Below are 18,914 nucleotides of genomic sequence, written 5' to 3' on the forward strand. Positions count from 1 at the left end.
CGAAGCAATCCAGGATCTTTCCGCGGAAAGACTCTGGATTGCTTCGTCGCGCGAGCTCCTCGCAATGCCTGGTGAGAGTGGAAGCCTATCCCCGCCGCCTTGCATTCACGGCGATCGCCATTAGCGTGCGCTGAGCAATCGCGGCGGCGAGCGTGGATTGCTTGCGGGTGTCGAGCGCGGCCGTTGCAAGCTGTTCGATGATAGCGGCGAGCCGTGCCACGCTGAAATTGCGCAGCGCCGTTTCGACCATGGGCTTTCGTGAAAAATGTAGGCGCGGAAAGCCGCCGTCGAGCACCGCGGAGGCCGGTTGGCCGTCGGCGATGGCGAGCGCGGATTTGTGCAGCCACGCGGCCTGGCGCTGCGCGGCCGAGAGGATCACGCCGGGATAGGTGCCGGCGATCATGGCCTTTGCGAATTCGGTCTCGACGATGTCGGGCCGGCCGGCAAAAGCGCCGTCGACGATCGGATCGAGCTTGAGCTCGGACGCATCCGCGACGACGGACATCACGTCGTCCAGCGTGATCTCGCCCTTGCCGTGGGCGTAGAGCGTGAGCTTGCGCAGCTCGTTGCGTGAGGCCTGCCGGTCACCGCCGAGAAACGACATCAATGCGGCACGGGCATCCTGCGTGATGCGCAAGTTGGCGATGCGGAGCTCGTCGTCCATCAATTTCGCGAGGTCGCGCTCGGTGTCGGGATAGCAACCGATCGCAACGGCGGTCTTGGCTTTTTCGCAGGCCTTGCGCAGCGGCGATTCCGGGCGCAGCTCGCCGGCTTCAATCACGATGCGGCAATCTTTCACCGACATTTCGGCCAGGGTATCGACACCGGCGGCAAAGCTGCGCGAGCCGGCGCGGATGCGAATGGCGCGGCGGCCCCCGAACAAGGGCACGGTCATGGCCTCGTCGACCAGGCGCGACGGCTCGGCGGAGAGCTCGTCACCGTCGAGCTTCACCAGCGAGAAGGGATCATTGGGATCGTCGACGGCGGACGCAATCAGCGCGTCGGCGCGCTCACGCACGAGGCCGGCATCGGGACCATGAAGCAGGATGATCGGGCGACCCGCATCTGGACGTGCGAGGAAGGCATCGACCTCTTTTCCGCGCAACGCGACCATCGGGCCCTCAAGCGGGAAACGAACTACGAGCCTGCGGTGAAAAACGCGGCGAGCCTCGTGTTGATATTCTCGGCAATCTCGTTGGCAGCACGATCCTCTGCGTCGCGTATCGCGCGGTTGCGGGCGAAGCGCTGATACGAGCCGGGCATGTCGTAGGACACGCGCGAGAAGGTCGAGCCGGTCATCACCGACTTGCCGCTCACCACCTCGATCAAATTGTACTGGCAGTCGATGCCGTAATTCTCACTGGTCGGCAGGCCGGTCAGGGCAGAGACGATCAGCGACGATTTGCTGGTGGTGAAGCGGATATCGAGCCGGTGTGTCGGCGGCATGCCGGTCGCCGAGCCGTAGAGCTTGAAGGCGAGGGCGTTGCGGATCTCGACGCCGACGCGGGCCTCGCGCGAGGCGTTCGCCTTCGAGATCGGCGGCAGATCGACCCCCATCAGCTTCTCACGCAAGCCGGGGGTGCCGTCGGTATGCTCGGCATACATCGGCTGGAAGCAGCCGGCCGTCAGCCCCGCCAGTGTGGCAACCGCCAGCAAGCGGGCTGCGATACGGATCCTAGCCGACAACATTCACGATCCTCTTGGGAACGATGATCACCTTGCGGACGGGTTTGCCGTCCAGCGCCAATTTTACAGCATCAAGCGCCAAAGCGGCAGCCTCGATTTCCGGATTCTGGGCCGCTGTTGCAACCGTGACCTCACCCCGCTTCTTGCCGTTGACCTGGACCACCAGCGTCACGCTGTCTTCAACCAGCAAATCGCGTTCGATTTGCGGCCAATTGGCCTCGGAAACCAGCCCGGATTGGCCCAAAACCTGCCAGCACTCCTCGGCCAGATGCGGCATCATCGGAGAGAACAGCTGGACCAGGATCTGGCTGGCCTCCCGGATCGCCCAGGCCAAATCGGCCGCGGGCTGGCCGGGACGCTGGAGCACCTCCGAGAACGTATTGGTGAATTCGCGGATATGGGCGAGGCAGACGTTGAAATGCAGCCGCTCGACGCCTGATGTGACCTTGTCCAGCGCGCCATGGGCGGCCTTGCGCAGCAGGAGCGCGTCGTCGCCGAAGGACGCCGGGCGGGTTGCCGGAGCAGCCTTGCCGGCCTCCACGGCATCGTTCACCAGCCGCCACAACCGCTGCACGAAGCGCGAAGCGCCCTGGACGCGCTCATCGCTCCAGATCACGTCGCGGTCGGGCGGGGAGTCCGACAGCATGAACCAACGGGCGACGTCGGCGCCATAGGTCGCGATGATGTCGTCGGGGTCGACCGTGTTCTTCTTCGACTTCGACATCTTTTCGATCGGGCCGATCGCGACGTCTTCGCCGGTCGCGAGCAGCGTCGCACGGCGTCCGTTGCCGCCGACCTCGATCTTCACCTCGGCCGGCTGCACCCAGCTGCCGTCGGCCTTCTGGTAGGTCTCGTGCACCACCATGCCCTGCGTGAACATGCCGGCAAACGGCTCATCCAGCGCGAGGTGCCCGGTCGCCTTCATGGCGCGGGTGAAGAAGCGGCTGTAGAGCAGATGCAGGATCGCGTGCTCGACGCCGCCGATATACTGGTCGACCGGCAGCATGCGGTTGGCGACGGTCGGCGTCGTCGGTGCGTTTGCGTTCCAGGGATCGGTGAAGCGCGCGAAATACCAGGACGAATCCACGAAGGTGTCCATGGTGTCGGTCTCGCGCTGCGCCTTGCCGCCGCATGTGGGGCAGGTGACGTGCTTCCAGGTCGGATGATGGTCGAGCGCGTTGCCCGGCTTGTCGAAGCTGACATCCTCCGGCAGCACCACCGGCAACTGGTCGTCCGGCACCGGCACCACGTCGCACTTCGGACAATGGATCACCGGAATCGGGCAGCCCCAATAGCGCTGGCGTGAAATGCCCCAGTCGCGCAGGCGGAAATTGACCTGACGCTCGCCGACAGGCGCATTACCGCGCAGCTCGTTTTCCAGCCGCTTGGCAACCTCTTCCTTGGCTTGCTCGATGGTCATGCCGTCGAGGAAACGCGAATTGATCACGCGGCCGTCACCGTCATAGGCGGTGTCGGTGATGACGAAGGATTTGGGATCCTGGCCCTCGGGACAGACGACCGGCGTATTGCCGAGCGCGTATTTGTTGACGAAGTCGAGGTCGCGCTGGTCATGCGCGGGGCAGCCGAAGATCGCGCCCGTGCCGTATTCCATCAGCACGAAGTTGGCGACATAGACCGGCAGCTTCCAGCTGGGATCGAACGGATGCACCGCGCGGATGCCGGTGTCGAAACCCTGCTTTTCCGCGGTGTCGATGATCGACTGCGCGGTGCCGATCTTCTTGATGTCGGAGATGAACTCCGCAAGAGCAGGGTTCTTGGCCGCGGCCGCCTGCGCCAGCGGATGATCCGCAGAGATCGCCATGAACTTCGCGCCGAACAGCGTGTCGGGGCGCGTGGTGAAAATCTTCAGCTCGCTTTCGCCGGCAGGCGTGGTCGCCGCATCAAGCGCGAAACGGATCAACAGGCCCTCGGACCGGCCGATCCAGTTGCGCTGCATCAGCCTGACCTTGTCGGGCCAGCGGTCGAGCCCATCCAGTGCCGACAGCAATTCCTGCGAGTACTTCGTGATCTTGAAGACCCACTGGCTCATTTCCCGTTGTTCAACAACGGCGCCCGAGCGCCAGCCACGGCCGTCGATCACCTGCTCGTTGGCGAGCACGGTCATGTCGACGGGATCCCAGTTCAGCTTGCGCTTCTCGCGCTCGGCAAGGCCGGCGGCGAGCATGTCCAAAAACATCTTCTGCTGATGCTTGTAGTAGCTGGGGTCGCAGGTCGCGAATTCGCGGCTCCAGTCCAGCGATAGCCCGATCGAGCGGAGCTGCTTCTTCATCGCGGCGATGTTGTCGTAGGTCCAGGCCTTGGGCGCGACCTTGCGCTCGATGGCGGCGTTCTCGGCCGGCAGGCCGAACGCATCCCAGCCCATCGGGTGCAGCACGTTGAACCCCTTGGCGCGCATGAAGCGGGCCAGCACATCGCCGAGCGTGTAGTTGCGGACATGGCCGATATGGATGCGCCCGGAGGGGTAGGGGAACATCTCCAGCACGTAATATTTCGGCCGCGAATCGTCGTTCTTCGAGACGAAGATCGCCTGTTCGTCCCATTTGCGTTGCCAGCGCGGTTCGGCGTCGCGGGCGTTGTAGCGTTCGGAGGTCATGGAATCGTTGCGTTTTCGTGGTTTCGGCGGCCTGAAGAGGCCGGACTAGGCCATAGAAGTCCTCGGGGGGTCAATGGGTTGCCGTGACGAGCGGCCCCTCGCAATGCTGCTCCGCAAAAGTACGGACAAGGGTATTGGGATCGGATTAAGGGGTCGGGTGCGAGGTTGGGCCAACAGCACCCCGCGTCAGGCCATGGCCTCATATTTCGACGATCCCGACTACGACTATGCCGCGTCCATCGCCGGGCGGGCGGTGCGGAGCATGGCAGAGCAGCGGATTCCGCCGACACCGACCAATTTTGCGATCTGGTTCCAGTATTACGCCGGCAGCCATAACGACCTGCGCAACGCCATTGACCTCCTGATCGACCACAACCGTCCCTTCGACAGCAGGACCAACCAAGACCTGTTCGAGACCTATATCGCGCCCCAGGTGAGCGCCGTCGTGGTCGAGACGTCCGAGCGGCTGCAGGCCCTGATGGGTGCGGCAAAGGAATTTCTGGCGACCGCGATCGCCGACAACCATTCCCAGATGCAGGCGATCAATGAGGTTGCCGACCAGGGCAAGGCCGGCGTGGATCCGAAGGCGCTGGTCGCCCAGCTCATGAACGAGCTGGCGCGGGCCGCCACCCGTGCGACGCGGCTCGAAGCCGGCTTTGAGGAAAAGACCCGCGAGCTCGACGTTATCAGGGATTCGCTGACCAAATCCGAACAGCGCGCTTTGACCGATACGCTGACCGGACTGCCCAACCGGCGGGCGCTCGACGAATTCCTGCGCAAGGCGCAAACAATGGCGGATTGGGGCGAGCCGCTCAGCGTGCTGCTGCTCGACATCGACCACTTCAAGACCTTCAACGACAATTTCGGTCACGGCGTCGGCGACCAGGTGCTGCGCCTGATGGCGAAGGTGTTGCGCGAAAAGGTCCGCCCGCAGGATCTGCCGGCGCGGTACGGCGGCGAGGAGCTGATCGCAGTGCTGCCGGATGCCGATCTTGCGGCGTGCACTGATATCGCCGAGCGCATCAGGCGCGCGATCGGCGAGTGCACCATCACGCGCCGTTCGACCGGCGAGGTTCTGCCGACCATCACGGTTTCAATCGGCGTTGCGCAGTATCGGCCCGGCGAACCCACCGCGGATTTGATCGAGCGCTGCGATCGCGCGCTCTATCTCGCCAAGGGCGGCGGCCGCAATCGCGTGGTGACGGAAAACGAGCTCGATCGCGCCGAGGCTGCCGGCTAGCGTTTTCGAGCGAAGCGAACGCCGGTTCGCGCAAGAAAGCGTCAAAACCAGAATCTAGGCGCTCGCCGCAATCATCATGCCCGCTTTGCCTTTCTCGATCGCCTGCACGCCGTGCTCGACGACATTGTTGCGGCCGCGATGTTTGGCGGCGTAGAGCGCAGCGTCAGCGGCTTCGATCAGATCGCCGGGACGCAGGGCCTCGTTCGGCCGCGTCGCCGCAACGCCGATTGAAACGGTGACGATCATGTGGGCCGAGGTAATGTGCGGCAGGCAAAGCTTCAGCACGGCCGCGCGCACCTGTTCGCCGATCGCGACGGCGCGCATCACGTCGGTGTTCGGCAGCAAGAGACAGAATTCCTCGCCGCCATAGCGCGCGGCAAAGCCCATCGTATCGGCCGCGATGCCGGACAGCGACTCGCCGAGGCGCGTCAGGCAGGAATCGCCTTCGAGATGGCCGTAGGTGTCGTTGAACAGCTTGAAATGGTCGACGTCGATCATCAGCAGCGCGAGCTCGCTGCCATATTGCTGCGCGCGCATCCATTCGAAATCGAGCCGGCTCTGGAAGCCGCGGCGGTTGGCGAGCCCCGACAGCATGTCGATCGACGCCATCACCGTGAGGCGATCATTGGTCGCGATCAGCTCGCGTTCGCGCTGGCTGAGCTGCGCCGCCATCGCGTTGAAGGCGCGCGCCAGCGGCACGAATTCGGAGGGCAGGCTCTTGCGCGCGGCGCGGGCCGACAGATCGCCCTCGCCGAGACGCTTGGCCATGTCGGCGAGCATTTCGATCGGCTTGATCACGAGCTTCTCGGCGGCGATCAGCGCACCGAGCAGCACGAACACCACGACGAAAGCGAGCTGGAGATAGGCGGTGCGGATGTCGCGGCTCACTGCGGCGGACACCTTGTCTTCGTCGATGCTGGCGATCAGGCGGGCATTGGTGCCGGCGATGCGGATGAAGCTGACCGCGCGCTGCGAGCCGTCAGCAGCGAGGAAGGACAACGAGCCTTCGTCCTGGTCGGAGCGCAAGGCAAGATCGGCGATCGCCGACATCAGCGGCATGTCGTCGAGGGGCCGTCCGACCACGCTGTGCTGGTCGGCGGGTGCGGCCAGCACGGTGCCGGTGCTGTCGACCAGCACCGCGGTGATGCCGACGCGGCCACCAAGATTGTTCATCACCTTCGACATCCAGTCGAGATTGACGGTTGCCAGCACGACGGCGTCGGCGACGCCGCTGAACGCGGAGACCGGATAGACCGCCATGACGGTCGGTGCCTGCACGGGACGCGACAGGATGAAGTCGGACAGCACGAACCGGCCGGTCTCCTGCGCCTGCTGGAAATAAGGTCGGTCGGAGAGGTCGAGACCGACATACATGTTGTTGGTCGCACACTGGATGCGGCCATCCCGGCCGGCGATCAGGAGTGTGCGAATCCAGGGCAGGCTCGTCGGCAGGCTCGCGCGCAGCACATCGCAACTCTTGCTGACGCCGCCGGCGGAGGCGCGGATGAAGGCTTCCGATTTCAGGATGGTCTCGACCGACGAGATCACCTCGCGCTGCGCATCGGCGCTGTGCCGTGCGACGGTGGTGAATTCGGCGGTGGCCTGGGCGATCTGCTTGGTGCGGGTATCTTCCAGCGAGCGGATCCGCTCGAGCATCAGGGGCGCGACCAGAATCACCGCGAGCAATGCAAGCCGGGCCCTGATGCCGAGGACCTGCTTGAGTTTTGCGCGCTTGCGGTTGAAACTGACGTTTGCCATCTTCGTTACCCACCCCGCGCGCAAGGTAAAGCGAAGGGTTCAAAAACCCTTGCTTGAACTCGGTAAAATTGGAACTACCTCCGTTAAGGTCACGGCCCAACCGACATCATGACAGACAACGACGCCGCGCCGGTAACCGGCGATTCATCAAATGCGCTGGCCGCGGTCGAGGCGGAGATTGTGCGCGCCTGCAAGGATGCGCGGCGCGATCGCGCCTCCGTGACGCTGATCGCGGTGTCGAAGACGTTCTCGGCGGATGCGATCATGCCTGTTATCGGCGCCGGACAGCGCGTGTTCGGAGAGAATCGCGTGCAGGAGGCCAAGGGCAAGTGGCCGGCGTTAACGTCTGCTTACCCTGATATCGCGCTGCATCTCATCGGACCGCTGCAATCCAACAAGGCGAAAGAGGCGGTCGCGCTGTTCGATGCGATCCATTCGGTCGACCGTCCGAGCATTTGCCAAGCGTTAGCCAAAGAAATCGAATCCCAGAACAAGCACCCGCAACTCTTCGTCCAGATCAATGTCGGCGAGGAGCCGCAGAAGGCCGGCGTCGCGCCCGGCGAGGCCGACGCCTTCCTCAAGAGCTGCCGCGACACCTATGGCCTGACGATATCAGGCCTGATGTGCATTCCGCCGGTGGATGAGCCGCCCGCGGCGCATTTCGCGCTGACCGCCAAGATCGCCGCGCGCAATGGACTTACGAACCTGTCGATGGGCATGAGCGCGGATTATGCGACCGCCATCATGCTGGGCGCCACGCATGTGCGCGTGGGGAGTGCGATCTTCGGGCATCGGTGATTTGCCGTTTGCAACGGCCGTGCCCGGCAAAGGCTCTCGATTTCGTCGTTGCGAGCGTAGCGAAGCAATCCAGGATCTTTCCACGGAGAGACTCTGGATTGCTTCGCTACGCTCGCAATGACGCGTGGAGAGAGTTTCGCTCGCCACGACGACGGTGATTACACGAACCTCACCGACACCTTCCCCAGTGCACCAAAGTCCGCCGCAAAGAGATCGCCGGCCTGAATCGGCAGCGGCGGATGGCAGGTGCCTGTCGTCACCACCTGCCCTGCCCGCAAGGTGATGCCGAGCTCGCGCAGCTCATTCGCGAGCCAGGTCAGCGCCATCAGGGGATCGCCGAGCACATTCTTGCCGTGACCGATATAGCGCTCGCCGCGCACCGTGATCACGGGCCGCTCCTCGATGAGATCGATCGCGCGCCAATTCGCAGTCGTTGCCGGCCCCAGCACGAACAGATGCGCGCAGGCATTGTCGGCGATCAGCTGCGCTTCGCCGGCGCTGGTGAAATCGGTGAAGCGTGAATCCGGAATCTCGATGGCGGGGTGCAAGGTGTCGACGGCGGCAAGGACTTCATCGACGCCAAAGGGCGAAGACCGCGGTGCCAGGTTGCGTCCCATGCGGAAGCAGAATTCCGGCTCGCCGACGCGCATCGCGTTACCTTTCATCGAGGCGGTGCCGCCGTCGGCGATGACGGTGTCGCTCATGATGCGACCGGCCAGCGGTCCTGAGACATTGATGTGCTTCTGCCCGGCTTCGCTCGTGGCCGCGATCTTCCAGCCGAACAAATTTCCGAGCGATTGATTTTCGAGAGCGGCCTGCACCACGTAACCGTCAGCGCGGCTCCGCGGTCGTAACTGCGCCTCAAGTGCGTCGAATTTGCTGCCGTCGCGCCAATGTTGAACGAGAACTCGCGAAGCCGCGACGATCTGATCCTTGTCGAGCATGCGTCCTCACCCGATGATGATTCTTGTTCTTGGTCCTATCCGCCGCAGCAGCTGTAGCATCGCGGCCTTGGTCATGGAGACGCAGCCTGCAGTCGGGCCGAAATTGTCGCGCGCCAGGTGCAGGAACACCGCACTGCCGCGGCCGGCAATGCGCGGGCGCGTGTTGTGATCGATCTCGATGATGAAGTCATAGAGATGGTCCGCGCGCTTCAGCCGGTCGCCGCCCTCGCCCTGCCCGCGCCGAATCCGCTGGTTGTAATGGCGGTCGCCGGGATCCTCGCACCAGGCGTCCGTGTCGGTGATGATGCGCGCCGGCAGAAACGTCCTGGGGCGGCGGTGCCGGTCGCCCCGCCACCACAATTGCCGGGGCCGAAAGCTGCCCTTGGGGGTGCCGCCATCGCCCTCGCGCTTGTTGGCCAGAATGCCGCCGCGCCCCAGCGCCACTGGAATGGTCAGGTGGCCTGCCGTCAGCCAGCCCCGGCGCGGATTCCCGGCGGCAGGCTTAACGCGGATCGCGGATAGCGGTCCGTTGCCTCGATTCCCGGTGTAACTGACTGACACGGCTTTGTTTTTCATGTGAAATCGCGATGTCGAATTCATTACAGGACATTCATCAAACCGTCCTGCTATTCTAGGTTAGAGTGCTTCCGGCTTGTGAATCGGTAACAGCCCACTACTTCAACACGAACAACAATAAGAATGACGACCCCTAAACTTTCCCATCACGGCTGGGTGCGGCATGCATGCGCGCCTCGCCGGACTCCAAAAGGATGATCCCCTATGGCCAATGCCCGCAAGATCCTGATCGTGGATGACGATACCGATCTGCGCGATACGTTGGTGGAGCAATTATCGCTACACGAAGAATTTGAAGCCTCCGCCGTCGATACCGGCGCCAAGGGCGCCAGCGCCGCAAAGGCCAATGCCCCCGATCTTGTCCTGATGGATGTCGGCCTCCCCGACACTGATGGCCGCGAAGTGGTCCGCTCCCTGCGTAAAGGCGGCTTCAAGGCGCCGATCATCATGCTGACGGGGCACGACACCGATTCCGACACGATTTTGGGCCTGGAATCCGGGGCCAACGACTATGTCGCAAAGCCCTTCCGCTTCGCCGTGCTGCTCGCCCGCATCCGCGCCCAGCTGCGCCAGCACGAGGCCAGCGAGGACGCGGTGTTCTCGGTCGGCCCCTACTCCTTCCGTCCCGGCTCCAAGATGCTGACCGCGGCCAATGCCCGCAAGGTCCGCCTCACCGAGAAGGAAACGGCCATCCTGCGCTTCCTCTACCGGGCCGGCCAGATGCCGGTGTCGCGCGAGACCCTGCTCCAGGAGGTCTGGGGCTACAATTCCGGCGTCACCACCCACACGCTGGAAACCCACATCTACCGCCTCCGCCAGAAGATCGAGAAGGATGCCGCCAACCCGGAAATCCTGGTGACGGAAGCCGGTGGCTACAAGCTGGTGCCGTGATACGTTCCAGGAACGCGCGATTCGTCGTAAATTAGCGCGTTCCTCGAGCCTCGGACCGGAATGTCAATCGACGATGACGTAGCGCTGCTTGAGTGTGTCCCGACACTGCGCTTGTTGGGAGACGCCTCGTTGCGCATGTTGGCGATCGGCTCCGAGCAACGTGACTTCGTCCGCGGCGACATCCTGTTCAATCTCGGTGACGACGCCGACGCCGGCTTCGTGGTCCAGCGCGGCGCCTTTCGCGTCGATGACGGCGCCGGCGCCGAGATGATCGCCGGTCCCGGCACGCTGATTGGCGAGCTTGCGCTGGTGGTGCCGATGAAGCGGCCGTCCGGCGCGGTGGCGCTGGAGCATTCCTCCGTCATCCGTGTCGCGCGCAGCCTGTTTCAGCGCGTGCTCGAGAGCGATCCTGCCGCCGCGGTCCGCCTGCGTGACGAATTCGCCATCCGCTCCAGCCAGATCGCCAGCGATATCCTGATGGCGGGTTCGAAGCTCAGCACCTAAGTCCCCTTTCTGGCGAAAGGGCGACGTCAGATCTCCAGCGTCACCGTCACGGGCACGTGGTCCGACGGCCGCTCCCAGCTGCGGGCATCGCGCAAAATCTTGAAATCCTGCACCGCGTCCTTCAGCGCGCGCGAGACCCAGATGTGGTCGAGCCGCCGGCCGCGGTCGCCGACGGTCCAGTCGGCGGAGCGATAGCTCCACCAGGTGTAGACCTTTTCCGACATCGGAATGCGGTCGCGTGCGACGTCGACCCATTCGCCGGCTTCCAGCGCGGCCTTCAGCTTCTCGGTTTCGACAGGTGTGTGCGAGACGACCTTGAGAAGCTGCTTGTGCGACCACACGTCGTTCTCGTGCGGCGCGACGTTGAGGTCGCCGACCAGGATGTGGCGATCTTCGCCGCGCGGGTGCAGCGGCTCGCAGGCTTTCATCTCGTCGAGGAAGCGCAGCTTGTGGTCGAACTTTTCGTTCAGCGCGGGATCGGGAATGTCGCCGCCGGCGGGCACGTAGAAATTATGCAGCACCAGCGGCTTTGCGATTGCAGCCTTCTCGCCGAACGACACCGAGATATGGCGCGAATCCACCTTGTCGCAGAAGGTGCGGATGTCAGTGGACTCGAACGGAATCTTCGAGACGATGGCGACGCCGTGGTAGCCCTTCTGTCCGTTCAACGCGACATGCTCATAGCCGAGCCGCTTGAAACGCTTCAGCGGAAAGGCATCGTCGATGCATTTGGTCTCCTGGAGACACAGCACGTCCGGCCGCGCGCTCTTGAGGAATTTCGCGACCAGGTCGATGCGCAGCCGCACCGAGTTGATGTTCCAGGTTGTCAGGGAAAGACGCATGGGAGTTGCGTCTTAGCATGGATTGGCGTGGGCGAAATGCCTGTCCACAGGGTCGCTGCCGTGGGGTGGGGTTAGCCGAAGGCTAACCCACCCTACGGCACCGTCAGCCCGGCGATGGCACGTTGTAATTGGTGAAGTCGATCTTGAACATGTTTGGATCGAGCTTCTTGGTCGTGTCCAGATTATAAACCGCGAATGTGGTGTCGTAACCTTGCGGATCGGTCACCGTCCATTGCTTCAACTGGCCGTCCTTGGCGCCGAGCATCAGCAGGAGCCGGCTGGTGCCGACCAGCGCCTGCTTCTCCTCGATGGTGACGCTGATGAAGAGGTCGTCGGCGGAGACGTTGACGACATTGGTGTCCTTCATCAGATCGATGCGATCGGACAGCAGGAAGCGGAGCGGCGTCTGCGACAGCGGATAGACGTCCTGCGTGGCCAGCTTGCGATCGCGCACCACGACGGAGGATCCGTCGGCGACGATATCGATCGGGCTCGGCGGATCATATTCGACGCGCATCTTGCCCGGCTTCTGGATGTAGAAATCGCCTTGCGTCTTGCTGCCGTCGGGGCCGACCTGGACGAAGTTTCCGACCAGCGTCGACAGCGACGACAGATAGGCGCTGACCTTGGCCGCCTGCGCCTTCTGCTTGTCGTCGAAGGTCTGGAAGATGCTGCTCGGAACGTTACGGCGCGGATCGGGAATGATCGGATTGGGCGGCGCTTGCGTTGCCCCCGTGATGGCCGGTCCGCCCGACGGCGGAGCAGCGTCGCGCGCTTTCGGTGCCGGCTTCGGCACGGGGACCGTCTGCGCGACTGACGCTACGGTCATCGTTACGGCGGTGACGAGAAGCACGCCTGCCACGAGCGCGCTGCGCGCGGCGAAAGAGGCTGCGAATCCAAGGTCCGGATGTCTGGTCAACGCGTCGTCCTGTGTGGCTGGGCGCCGTTTTAGCGTGATTTCGGGCAAAAGCGGAGATCGAATTGCGTGAGAATAGCATTCCGAGGCGGGTCAGTAGCTCCTTGCCTCACATATGACTGTCTTCTTCCTCGACCAAAATCTCGCGCTTGCCGGCATGATTGGCGGGTCCGACAATGCCTTCCAGTTCCATGCGCTCCATCAAGGATGCCGCACGATTGTAGCCGATTTGCAGGCGGCGCTGGATGTAGCTGGTCGAGGCCTTGCGGTCGCGCTTGACGATCGCAACGGCCTGCTGGAACAGATCGCCGCCACCATCCGCGCCCATTCCGCTGGCGTCGAACACGGCGCCGCCATCTTCGTCCTCGGTCGGCTCTTCCGCCGTGACCGCTTCCAGATATTCCGGTTGGCCCTGCGTCTTGAGATGGCGCACCACCTTCTCGACTTCCTCATCCGAGGCAAACGGTCCGTGCACGCGGCTGATGCGGCCGCCGCCGGCCATATAGAGCATGTCCCCCTGGCCGAGCAGCTGCTCGGCGCCCATCTCGCCGAGGATGGTGCGGCTGTCGATCTTGGAGGTGACCTGGAAGGCGATGCGGGTCGGGAAGTTCGCCTTGATGGTACCGGTGATGACGTCCACCGACGGACGCTGTGTCGCCAGAATCACATGCAGACCGGCGGCGCGCGCCATCTGCGCGAGGCGCTGCACCGCGCCTTCGATGTCCTTGCCGGCGACCATCATCAAGTCGGCCATTTCGTCGACGATGATGACGATGTAGGGCAGCGGATCGAGCGAGAGCTTCTCTTCCTCGTAGATCGCCTTGCCGGTTTCCTTGTCGAAGCCGGTGTGCACCGTGCGCGTGGGCTCTTCGCCCTTGGCTTTCAGCTCCAGCAGGCGCGTGTTGTAGCCGTCGATGTTGCGCACACCGAGCTTGGCCATGTTCTTGTAGCGCTCTTCCATCTCGCGCACGGCCCATTTCAGCGCGACCACCGCCTTCTTCGGATCGGTCACGACAGGCGTGAGCAGATGGGGAATGCCGTCATAGACGGAGAGCTCGAGCATCTTCGGATCGACCATGATCAGCCGGCACTGGTCCGGGCGCAGCCGGTAGACCAGGCTGAGGATCATGGTGTTGATCGCAACCGATTTGCCCGAGCCGGTGGTGCCGGCGATCAGCATGTGCGGCGTGCGGGCGAGATCGATGATGACGGGATCGCCGCCGATGGTCTTGCCGAGGCAGAGCGGCAGTTTCGCGACCGTGTCGACGGTTTCCTTGGCGACCAGCAGCTCGCGCAGATAGACCTTTTCACGATGCGCGTTCGGCAGCTCGATGCCGATGGCATTGCGGCCGGGAACGACGGCGACGCGCGCCGACAGCGCACTCATCGAACGCGCGATGTCGTCGGCAAGCCCGATCACGCGCGACGACTTGATGCCGGGAGCTGGTTCGAGTTCGTACAGCGTGACGACAGGGCCCGGATTGGCCTTCACGATCTCGCCGCGCACGCCGAAATCCTGGAGGACGCCTTCGAGCGAACGCGAATTGGCTTCCAGCTCGGCCTTGCTGAGCGGCTGGCGATCGCCGGCCTTGGGCGCAGCCAGCACGGACACGGATGGAAGCTCGAACTTGTCGGAGGATTTCTTGGAAGCGGCTTTCGGTGCGGCCTTCTTGCGTGGAGCACGCGCGGCCGGCTGCTCTTCCTCCTCTTCGTCTTCCTCTTCTTCCTCGTGCTCGTCCTCGTAATCCTCGTCCTCGGACTGCGGCGAGATCGAAGGGGCGGCGCGGCCGCCGAGATTGGGCTCTTGCCGGCTGAACGAAACTGCCTTGGTCTTCGATCCGCTCGAGACCAGCGAGCGGTAGGCCGCGCCGAACAGCCAAATCAACCGCGCCTTGGTGCTCATCAGCGCGTGGAATAGCCAGCCCAGCGACACCGAACCACGATCGCTGTCCTCGTCGTCATCGAGGGGCTTGTCATCATCCTCGATTTCCGCGAGCTCATCGTCATGCTCGCGTGCGCCGAGGCCGCAGGCAATCAGGAAGGTTGCGGCCAGCGCGACGAACAGGATGGCGCCGAGCACGATGCGATAGATCGCGCCGGGCGGCCCGAAGATCACCGCAGGCGCGCGCACTAGCGCATCGCCAACCACGCCGCCGAGCCCCGTCGGCAGCGGCCAGGCGCCGCCATGCGGCCAGCAACTGACGAAGCCAGCCGCGATGACCGTGCAGAGTATCCAGGAGCCGAGCCGCAGCGCCTCGCGATCGAACGGGCGGTGGGTCATCATGCGCCAGCCCCACACCGCAACCGTCAGGATCAGCATGATGGCGCCGAGCCCGAGGATCTGCATCGCGAGGTCAGCGCCGATGGCGCCGGCATAACCGAGGACATTGTGGATCGGCCGCGAGGTCGCGTGGCTGAGGCTCGGGTCCTGGACGGACCAGGTCATCAGCGCGGCGGAGGCGACGCCCGAGAGTGTGACGAGGCCAAAGCCTGTCAACTCGCGCAGGCGGCGGCTCAGCGCATCGCGGATCGAGGGCGGCAGATGGCCGACCAGGGGAATGACACGTTCGATTGCCGACATGCTCATGGGCCCCGCCTAACCCAGAGTTTCAACCAGCCGGTGCAGCGCCTGCGCCGTGGTCTCACTATCCTGCACCAGCGCCAGGCGGATGTAGCCGGCACCGGGATTGAAGCCATCGGGCTGAAGCCGCGCCAGATAGGAGCCGGGCACCACGCGTACGCCGGCTTCCTTGAAGAGCTTCAGAGTCACCGAGACGTCGTCGCCGATCTCTGACGTGTTGAGCCAGACGCAGAAGCCGGCATCGGGCCGGCGGTAGCCGTAACGATTGCCGATGATCTGGTCGGCGAGATCGAACTTGATCCGGTAGAGCCTGCGGTTCTCCTCGACATGCGCCTCGTCGCCATAGGCAACGGTCGCGACATGCTGGAGCGGCACCGGCACCTGCGGTGCGGCGATGTTGCGCAGCTCCAGGAACTTGCCGATGAACGTCTTGTCGCCGGCGGCGAAGCCGACACGCAGGCCCGGCAGGTTGGAGCGCTTGGACAACGACTGGAACGCAGCCACGCGGGTGAAATCGGGCCCTGCGCATTCGAGCGCGCTGCCCGGTGCTTCGCGCGTGTAGATCTCCGAATAGCACTCGTCGCTGAGGATCATGAAGTTGTGGCGATCGGCGAGGCTTTTCAGGCGGGTGAAATAAGCGCGCGAGGCGACCGAGCCCTGCGGATTGGCGGGCGAGGCCAGATAGAATGCAACGGTGCGCGCAAGCGTTGCCTCGTCTATGGCATCGAGATCGGGCAGGAAGCCGTTTTCGACCGTGGTCGGCAGATAAACCGGTTCGCAAGCCGCTGCGCCGGCGCCGGCCCCATAGACCGGATAGAACGGGTTCGGCATCAGGATCGCGGGCTTGCCGGGCTTCGGCCCGACATAGCGAGCCGCTGCGATCGCGGCGAGGAACAGCCCCTCGCGGCTGCCATTGAGCACGAGAATCTCGCTCTTGGGGTCGAGCGCGCGCGGCAGCTTGAAACGCGACGACAGCCAGGCGCTCGCAGCGTTGCGGAACGGCTCGGTGCCCTGGTTCATCGGGTAACGGCCGAAATCGGCGATGTGCTTGGCCAGCACCGGGCCGACGAAGTCAGGTACCGGATGTTGCGGTTCGCCGACAGCCAGCGAAATCAAGGGTTTGCCGGGCTGATGCGGCGCCAGCAGCTCGTTCAGCCGGACGAAGGGCGAGCGGTGGTTGTCGGAGCTTCCACTGGCCTGCGGCGCACGGGATGAAGCGGTCATGACCATTCTGGGCGCCAGTACTCTCGGAACGGCCGGTCGCGCGCGGGCGCCGGCGGGAAAGCGGTTCAGTTCACCATAGATAGGGCGAGGTTAAGACGCGATTAACCATCGGCCGGCCGGTCCGTCCAGAGCCGGAAAAATGAGGCCGGATAACAACGGGATGGCGGGGTGAAGTCGAAATTGAGTTCGGTCGAGAGCAGCGCTCTCTCCGTTCCCTCCCCCACAAGGGAGGAGGGAACGCACCTCTAGCCGAGTTCCATCCTTTAGTGTCCCGGCAGCTTCTCGAATGTCGGCATGCCCGCAGGGATCGTGTGGAACTCCTGCTTGTCGCAAGTGTAGATCGCCAACTGGGGATGGAATTGCTCGGGCTCGTCCAGCGTGCCGACCTTGACCACGACGGCAGGCAGGCCGGGTATTTTCGTGACGAGATGGGTGCCGCATTCGGCGCAGAATTCGCGGGTAACGGCGCGTTCGAGATCCTTGCGGGTGAACTGCTTGGGGTGGCCGATGATGTAGGTGAAGCCGTCTGCCGGCATCGCGATGAAGGCGTTGGGTGCGCCGCCCGAGATGTACTGGCACTCGCGGCAGTGACATTGGCCCTGCATCATCGGATCGCCCTCGGCCACGTAGCGCACCTCGCCGCAATAGCATCCGCCTTCCAAACGCATGACGACCTCCATTGTTGTTGTTCGTTGTGGTCGATATCTCTGCGCCGGCAATCAGGAATGGCAATCCTTTTTTCGGTCCCACACCAAAAAGGAATCTTGCAAAAAGAAAGGGGCTCCAACTTGCGCTGGAGCCCCTCAACGGTCGGGGCATTGCCGGGTATGTGCCCAAACCGTAGGAGTGGCCGCGATCTCCGGAGAAGATCGCGGCCGGGAGGAGAGGTTTACATGTTGTAGGCGCGCTCGGTGTGCTCGGTGATGTCGAGGCCTTCACGCTCGGTCTCGACATTGGCGCGGAGGCCAACGATCACATCGACGACCTTGTAGAGGATCGCCGAACCGATGCCCGACCACACCAGCGTGGTGCAGACGGCTTCGATCTGCGAGATCATCTGCGCGGCGAAGTCGTAATCGGCAACCTTCGGCGGGATCGCGGTGTAGTCGATGATGCCGGCGCCACCGAGGGCCGGGTTCACCAGGATGCCGGTGCCGAGGGCGCCGACGATGCCACCGATGCAGTGCACGCCGAACACGTCGAGCGAGTCATCGTAGCCGAGCGCGTTCTTCACCACGGTGCAGAAGAACAGGCAGACCACGCCGACCACGAGACCGAGGACGATCGCACCCATTACGCCGGAGAAGCCGGCGGCGGGCGTGACGGCCACGAGGCCCGCGACAGCGCCGGAGATGACGCCGAGCACCGACGGATGGCCCTTCACGATCCACTCCGCGAACATCCACGACAGCGCGGCGGCTGCGGTGGCGACGAAGGAGTTGGTCATGGCGAGCGCAGCGCCGCCGTTGGCTTCGAGGTTGGAGCCGGCGTTGAAGCCGAACCAGCCGACCCAGAGCAGCGAGGCGCCGATCATCGACATGGTCAGCGAGTGCGGAGCCATCAGCTCCTTGCCGTAGCCGACGCGCTTGCCGATCAGCAGAGCGCCGACGAGGCCTGCGATGCCGGCATTGATGTGCACCACCGTGCCGCCAGCGAAGTCGATCGCGCCCTTCTTGAAGATCCAGCCGGCGTCGGCGTTGATCTCGTCGAGCTTGGCCTGCGCCGCGGTCTTCGCAGCACCGTCAGCAGCCGCGGCAAGCGCCTTGGCAGCGTCCTGGATCGCGTCCGGGCCGGGCCAGTACCAAACCATGTGCGCGATCGGGAAGTAGATCAGCGTGACCCAGAGCGGGATGAAGAGCGCGATGGCCGCGAACTTCATGCGCTCGGCGAAGGCGCCGACGATGAGGGCGGGCGTGATCGCCGCGAAGGTCATCTGGAAGCACACATAGACGAGCTCCGAGATGTTGGCGTCGACCGAGAAGGTCGCGGCCTTCGAGTCGGTGGTGACGCCCATCATGAAGGCCTTGGAGAAGCCGCCGATGAAGTCGGAACCGCCGGTGAAGGCGAGGCTGTAGCCGTACACGGCCCAGATCACGGTGACGACGCAGACGGTGTAGAACACCTGCATCAGGACCGAGAGCATGTTCTTGGAACGAACGAGGCCGCCGTAGAACAGCGCGAGACCCGGGATCGTCATCAACAGCACGAGGACTGTCGATGTCAGCATCCAGGCGTTATCTCCCTTGTTGACCGTTGGCTCGGCATAGGCTGCGGTCGCAGCGAAAAGGCCGACTGCGAGAGCCGCCAATCCCGCGCCATAGGGACGCTTAAACGTCATTT

Annotated in this window: 16 protein-coding genes; 4 read left to right on the top strand and 12 right to left on the bottom strand. The window is 63.9% G+C overall.

Annotation, left to right across the window (positions count from 1 at the left end; all coding sequences use genetic code 11):
- Positions 1–85: 85 nt before the first annotated feature.
- The 3 genes from holA to leuS are packed head-to-tail and all read right to left on the bottom strand — an operon-like array spanning position 86 to position 4,300.
- Entirely contained in the window at positions 86–1,114 is a 1,029-nt protein-coding gene (gene holA / locus L6637_RS20950; protein ID WP_237860942.1) for a DNA polymerase III subunit delta, read from the bottom strand.
- 23 nt (positions 1,115–1,137) lie between these two features.
- Positions 1,138–1,689, bottom strand: coding sequence for an LPS assembly lipoprotein LptE (locus L6637_RS20955; protein ID WP_237860944.1), 552 nt, complete (start codon positions 1,687–1,689; stop codon positions 1,138–1,140).
- The gene (leuS, locus tag L6637_RS20960; RefSeq protein ID WP_237860946.1) at positions 1,676–4,300 is read right to left on the bottom strand and encodes a leucine--tRNA ligase; all 2,625 of its coding nucleotides are present in this window, start codon (positions 4,298–4,300) and stop codon (positions 1,676–1,678) included. The genes L6637_RS20955 and leuS overlap by 14 nt, the downstream gene beginning before the upstream one ends.
- Positions 4,301–4,562: 262 nt before the next feature.
- Here leuS and L6637_RS20965 point away from each other — a divergent pair, with 262 nt between their 5' ends.
- Positions 4,563–5,540, top strand: coding sequence for a GGDEF domain-containing protein (locus L6637_RS20965; protein ID WP_237861312.1), 978 nt, complete (start codon positions 4,563–4,565; stop codon positions 5,538–5,540).
- 54 nt (positions 5,541–5,594) lie between these two features.
- Here L6637_RS20965 and L6637_RS20970 read toward each other — a convergent pair whose 3' ends face one another.
- Complete coding sequence (locus tag L6637_RS20970) at positions 5,595–7,298, bottom strand: sensor domain-containing diguanylate cyclase (RefSeq protein ID WP_237860948.1); 1,704 nt, start codon at positions 7,296–7,298, stop codon at positions 5,595–5,597.
- Positions 7,299–7,406: 108 nt separating this feature from the next.
- Here L6637_RS20970 and L6637_RS20975 point away from each other — a divergent pair, with 108 nt between their 5' ends.
- On the top strand, positions 7,407–8,096 hold the full coding sequence (locus L6637_RS20975) for a YggS family pyridoxal phosphate-dependent enzyme (RefSeq protein WP_237860950.1): 690 nt from the start codon (positions 7,407–7,409) through the stop codon (positions 8,094–8,096).
- A gap of 158 nt (positions 8,097–8,254) precedes the next feature.
- On the opposite strand, the gene L6637_RS20980 is transcribed toward L6637_RS20975, so the two are convergent.
- Together L6637_RS20980 and L6637_RS20985 are read right to left on the bottom strand one after the other, a co-directional pair.
- On the bottom strand, positions 8,255–9,040 hold the full coding sequence (locus L6637_RS20980) for a 2-keto-4-pentenoate hydratase (RefSeq protein WP_237860953.1): 786 nt from the start codon (positions 9,038–9,040) through the stop codon (positions 8,255–8,257).
- A 6-nt stretch (positions 9,041–9,046) separates the two neighbouring features.
- The gene (locus tag L6637_RS20985) at positions 9,047–9,616 is read right to left on the bottom strand and encodes a L,D-transpeptidase family protein (RefSeq protein ID WP_237860955.1); all 570 of its coding nucleotides are present in this window, start codon (positions 9,614–9,616) and stop codon (positions 9,047–9,049) included.
- 204 nt (positions 9,617–9,820) lie between these two features.
- Here L6637_RS20985 and L6637_RS20990 point away from each other — a divergent pair, with 204 nt between their 5' ends.
- Both L6637_RS20990 and L6637_RS20995 read left to right on the top strand, forming a co-directional pair.
- The gene (locus L6637_RS20990) at positions 9,821–10,507 is read left to right on the top strand and encodes a response regulator transcription factor (protein ID WP_007598630.1); all 687 of its coding nucleotides are present in this window, start codon (positions 9,821–9,823) and stop codon (positions 10,505–10,507) included.
- A 60-nt stretch (positions 10,508–10,567) separates the two neighbouring features.
- The gene (locus L6637_RS20995) at positions 10,568–11,011 is read left to right on the top strand and encodes a Crp/Fnr family transcriptional regulator (protein ID WP_237860957.1); all 444 of its coding nucleotides are present in this window, start codon (positions 10,568–10,570) and stop codon (positions 11,009–11,011) included.
- Between the two features lie 26 nt (positions 11,012–11,037).
- On the opposite strand, the gene xth is transcribed toward L6637_RS20995, so the two are convergent.
- The 6 genes from xth to L6637_RS21025 form a co-directional block, all read right to left on the bottom strand.
- The gene (gene xth, locus L6637_RS21000; RefSeq protein ID WP_237860958.1) at positions 11,038–11,853 is read right to left on the bottom strand and encodes an exodeoxyribonuclease III; all 816 of its coding nucleotides are present in this window, start codon (positions 11,851–11,853) and stop codon (positions 11,038–11,040) included.
- Positions 11,854–11,956: 103 nt separating this feature from the next.
- Entirely contained in the window at positions 11,957–12,715 is a 759-nt protein-coding gene (locus L6637_RS21005; protein WP_237861313.1) for an outer-membrane lipoprotein carrier protein LolA, read from the bottom strand.
- Between the two features lie 163 nt (positions 12,716–12,878).
- Positions 12,879–15,356 carry a DNA translocase FtsK gene (locus tag L6637_RS21010; protein ID WP_237860960.1) on the bottom strand — a complete coding sequence of 826 codons (2,478 nt, stop codon included), beginning with the start codon at positions 15,354–15,356 and terminating at the stop codon, positions 12,879–12,881.
- Positions 15,357–15,365: 9 nt separating this feature from the next.
- Positions 15,366–16,580, bottom strand: a complete 1,215-nt coding sequence (locus L6637_RS21015; protein WP_237860962.1) for an aminotransferase class I/II-fold pyridoxal phosphate-dependent enzyme — start codon at positions 16,578–16,580, stop codon at positions 15,366–15,368.
- Positions 16,581–16,837: 257 nt separating this feature from the next.
- Positions 16,838–17,242, bottom strand: a complete 405-nt coding sequence (locus L6637_RS21020; protein ID WP_237860964.1) for a GFA family protein — start codon at positions 17,240–17,242, stop codon at positions 16,838–16,840.
- Between the two features lie 221 nt (positions 17,243–17,463).
- Complete coding sequence (locus L6637_RS21025) at positions 17,464–18,912, bottom strand: ammonium transporter (RefSeq protein WP_237860967.1); 1,449 nt, start codon at positions 18,910–18,912, stop codon at positions 17,464–17,466.
- Between the last annotated feature and the right edge of the window lie 2 nt (positions 18,913–18,914).

Origin of the sequence: Bradyrhizobium zhengyangense, assembly GCF_022012435.1 — a bacterium.
Taxonomy (GTDB): domain Bacteria; phylum Pseudomonadota; class Alphaproteobacteria; order Rhizobiales; family Xanthobacteraceae; genus Bradyrhizobium; species Bradyrhizobium zhengyangense.

Bases quoted from the DNA above. Each gene is read 5' to 3' on its own strand.
- holA (WP_237860942.1), bottom strand. From the start codon at position 1,114: ATGGTCGCGTTGCGCGGAAAAGAGGTCGATGCCTTCCTCGCACGTCCA.
- L6637_RS20955 (WP_237860944.1), bottom strand. From the start codon at position 1,689: ATGTTGTCGGCTAGGATCCGTATCGCAGCCCGCTTGCTGGCGGTTGCC.
- leuS (WP_237860946.1), bottom strand. From the start codon at position 4,300: ATGACCTCCGAACGCTACAACGCCCGCGACGCCGAACCGCGCTGGCAA.
- L6637_RS20965 (WP_237861312.1), top strand. From the start codon at position 4,563: ATGGCAGAGCAGCGGATTCCGCCGACACCGACCAATTTTGCGATCTGG.
- L6637_RS20970 (WP_237860948.1), bottom strand. From the start codon at position 7,298: ATGGCAAACGTCAGTTTCAACCGCAAGCGCGCAAAACTCAAGCAGGTC.
- L6637_RS20975 (WP_237860950.1), top strand. From the start codon at position 7,407: ATGACAGACAACGACGCCGCGCCGGTAACCGGCGATTCATCAAATGCG.
- L6637_RS20980 (WP_237860953.1), bottom strand. From the start codon at position 9,040: ATGCTCGACAAGGATCAGATCGTCGCGGCTTCGCGAGTTCTCGTTCAA.
- L6637_RS20985 (WP_237860955.1), bottom strand. From the start codon at position 9,616: ATGAAAAACAAAGCCGTGTCAGTCAGTTACACCGGGAATCGAGGCAAC.
- L6637_RS20990 (WP_007598630.1), top strand. From the start codon at position 9,821: ATGGCCAATGCCCGCAAGATCCTGATCGTGGATGACGATACCGATCTG.
- L6637_RS20995 (WP_237860957.1), top strand. From the start codon at position 10,568: ATGTCAATCGACGATGACGTAGCGCTGCTTGAGTGTGTCCCGACACTG.
- xth (WP_237860958.1), bottom strand. From the start codon at position 11,853: ATGCGTCTTTCCCTGACAACCTGGAACATCAACTCGGTGCGGCTGCGC.
- L6637_RS21010 (WP_237860960.1), bottom strand. From the start codon at position 15,356: ATGAGCATGTCGGCAATCGAACGTGTCATTCCCCTGGTCGGCCATCTG.
- L6637_RS21015 (WP_237860962.1), bottom strand. From the start codon at position 16,580: ATGGTCATGACCGCTTCATCCCGTGCGCCGCAGGCCAGTGGAAGCTCC.
- L6637_RS21020 (WP_237860964.1), bottom strand. From the start codon at position 17,242: ATGCGTTTGGAAGGCGGATGCTATTGCGGCGAGGTGCGCTACGTGGCC.
- L6637_RS21025 (WP_237860967.1), bottom strand. From the start codon at position 18,912: ATGACGTTTAAGCGTCCCTATGGCGCGGGATTGGCGGCTCTCGCAGTC.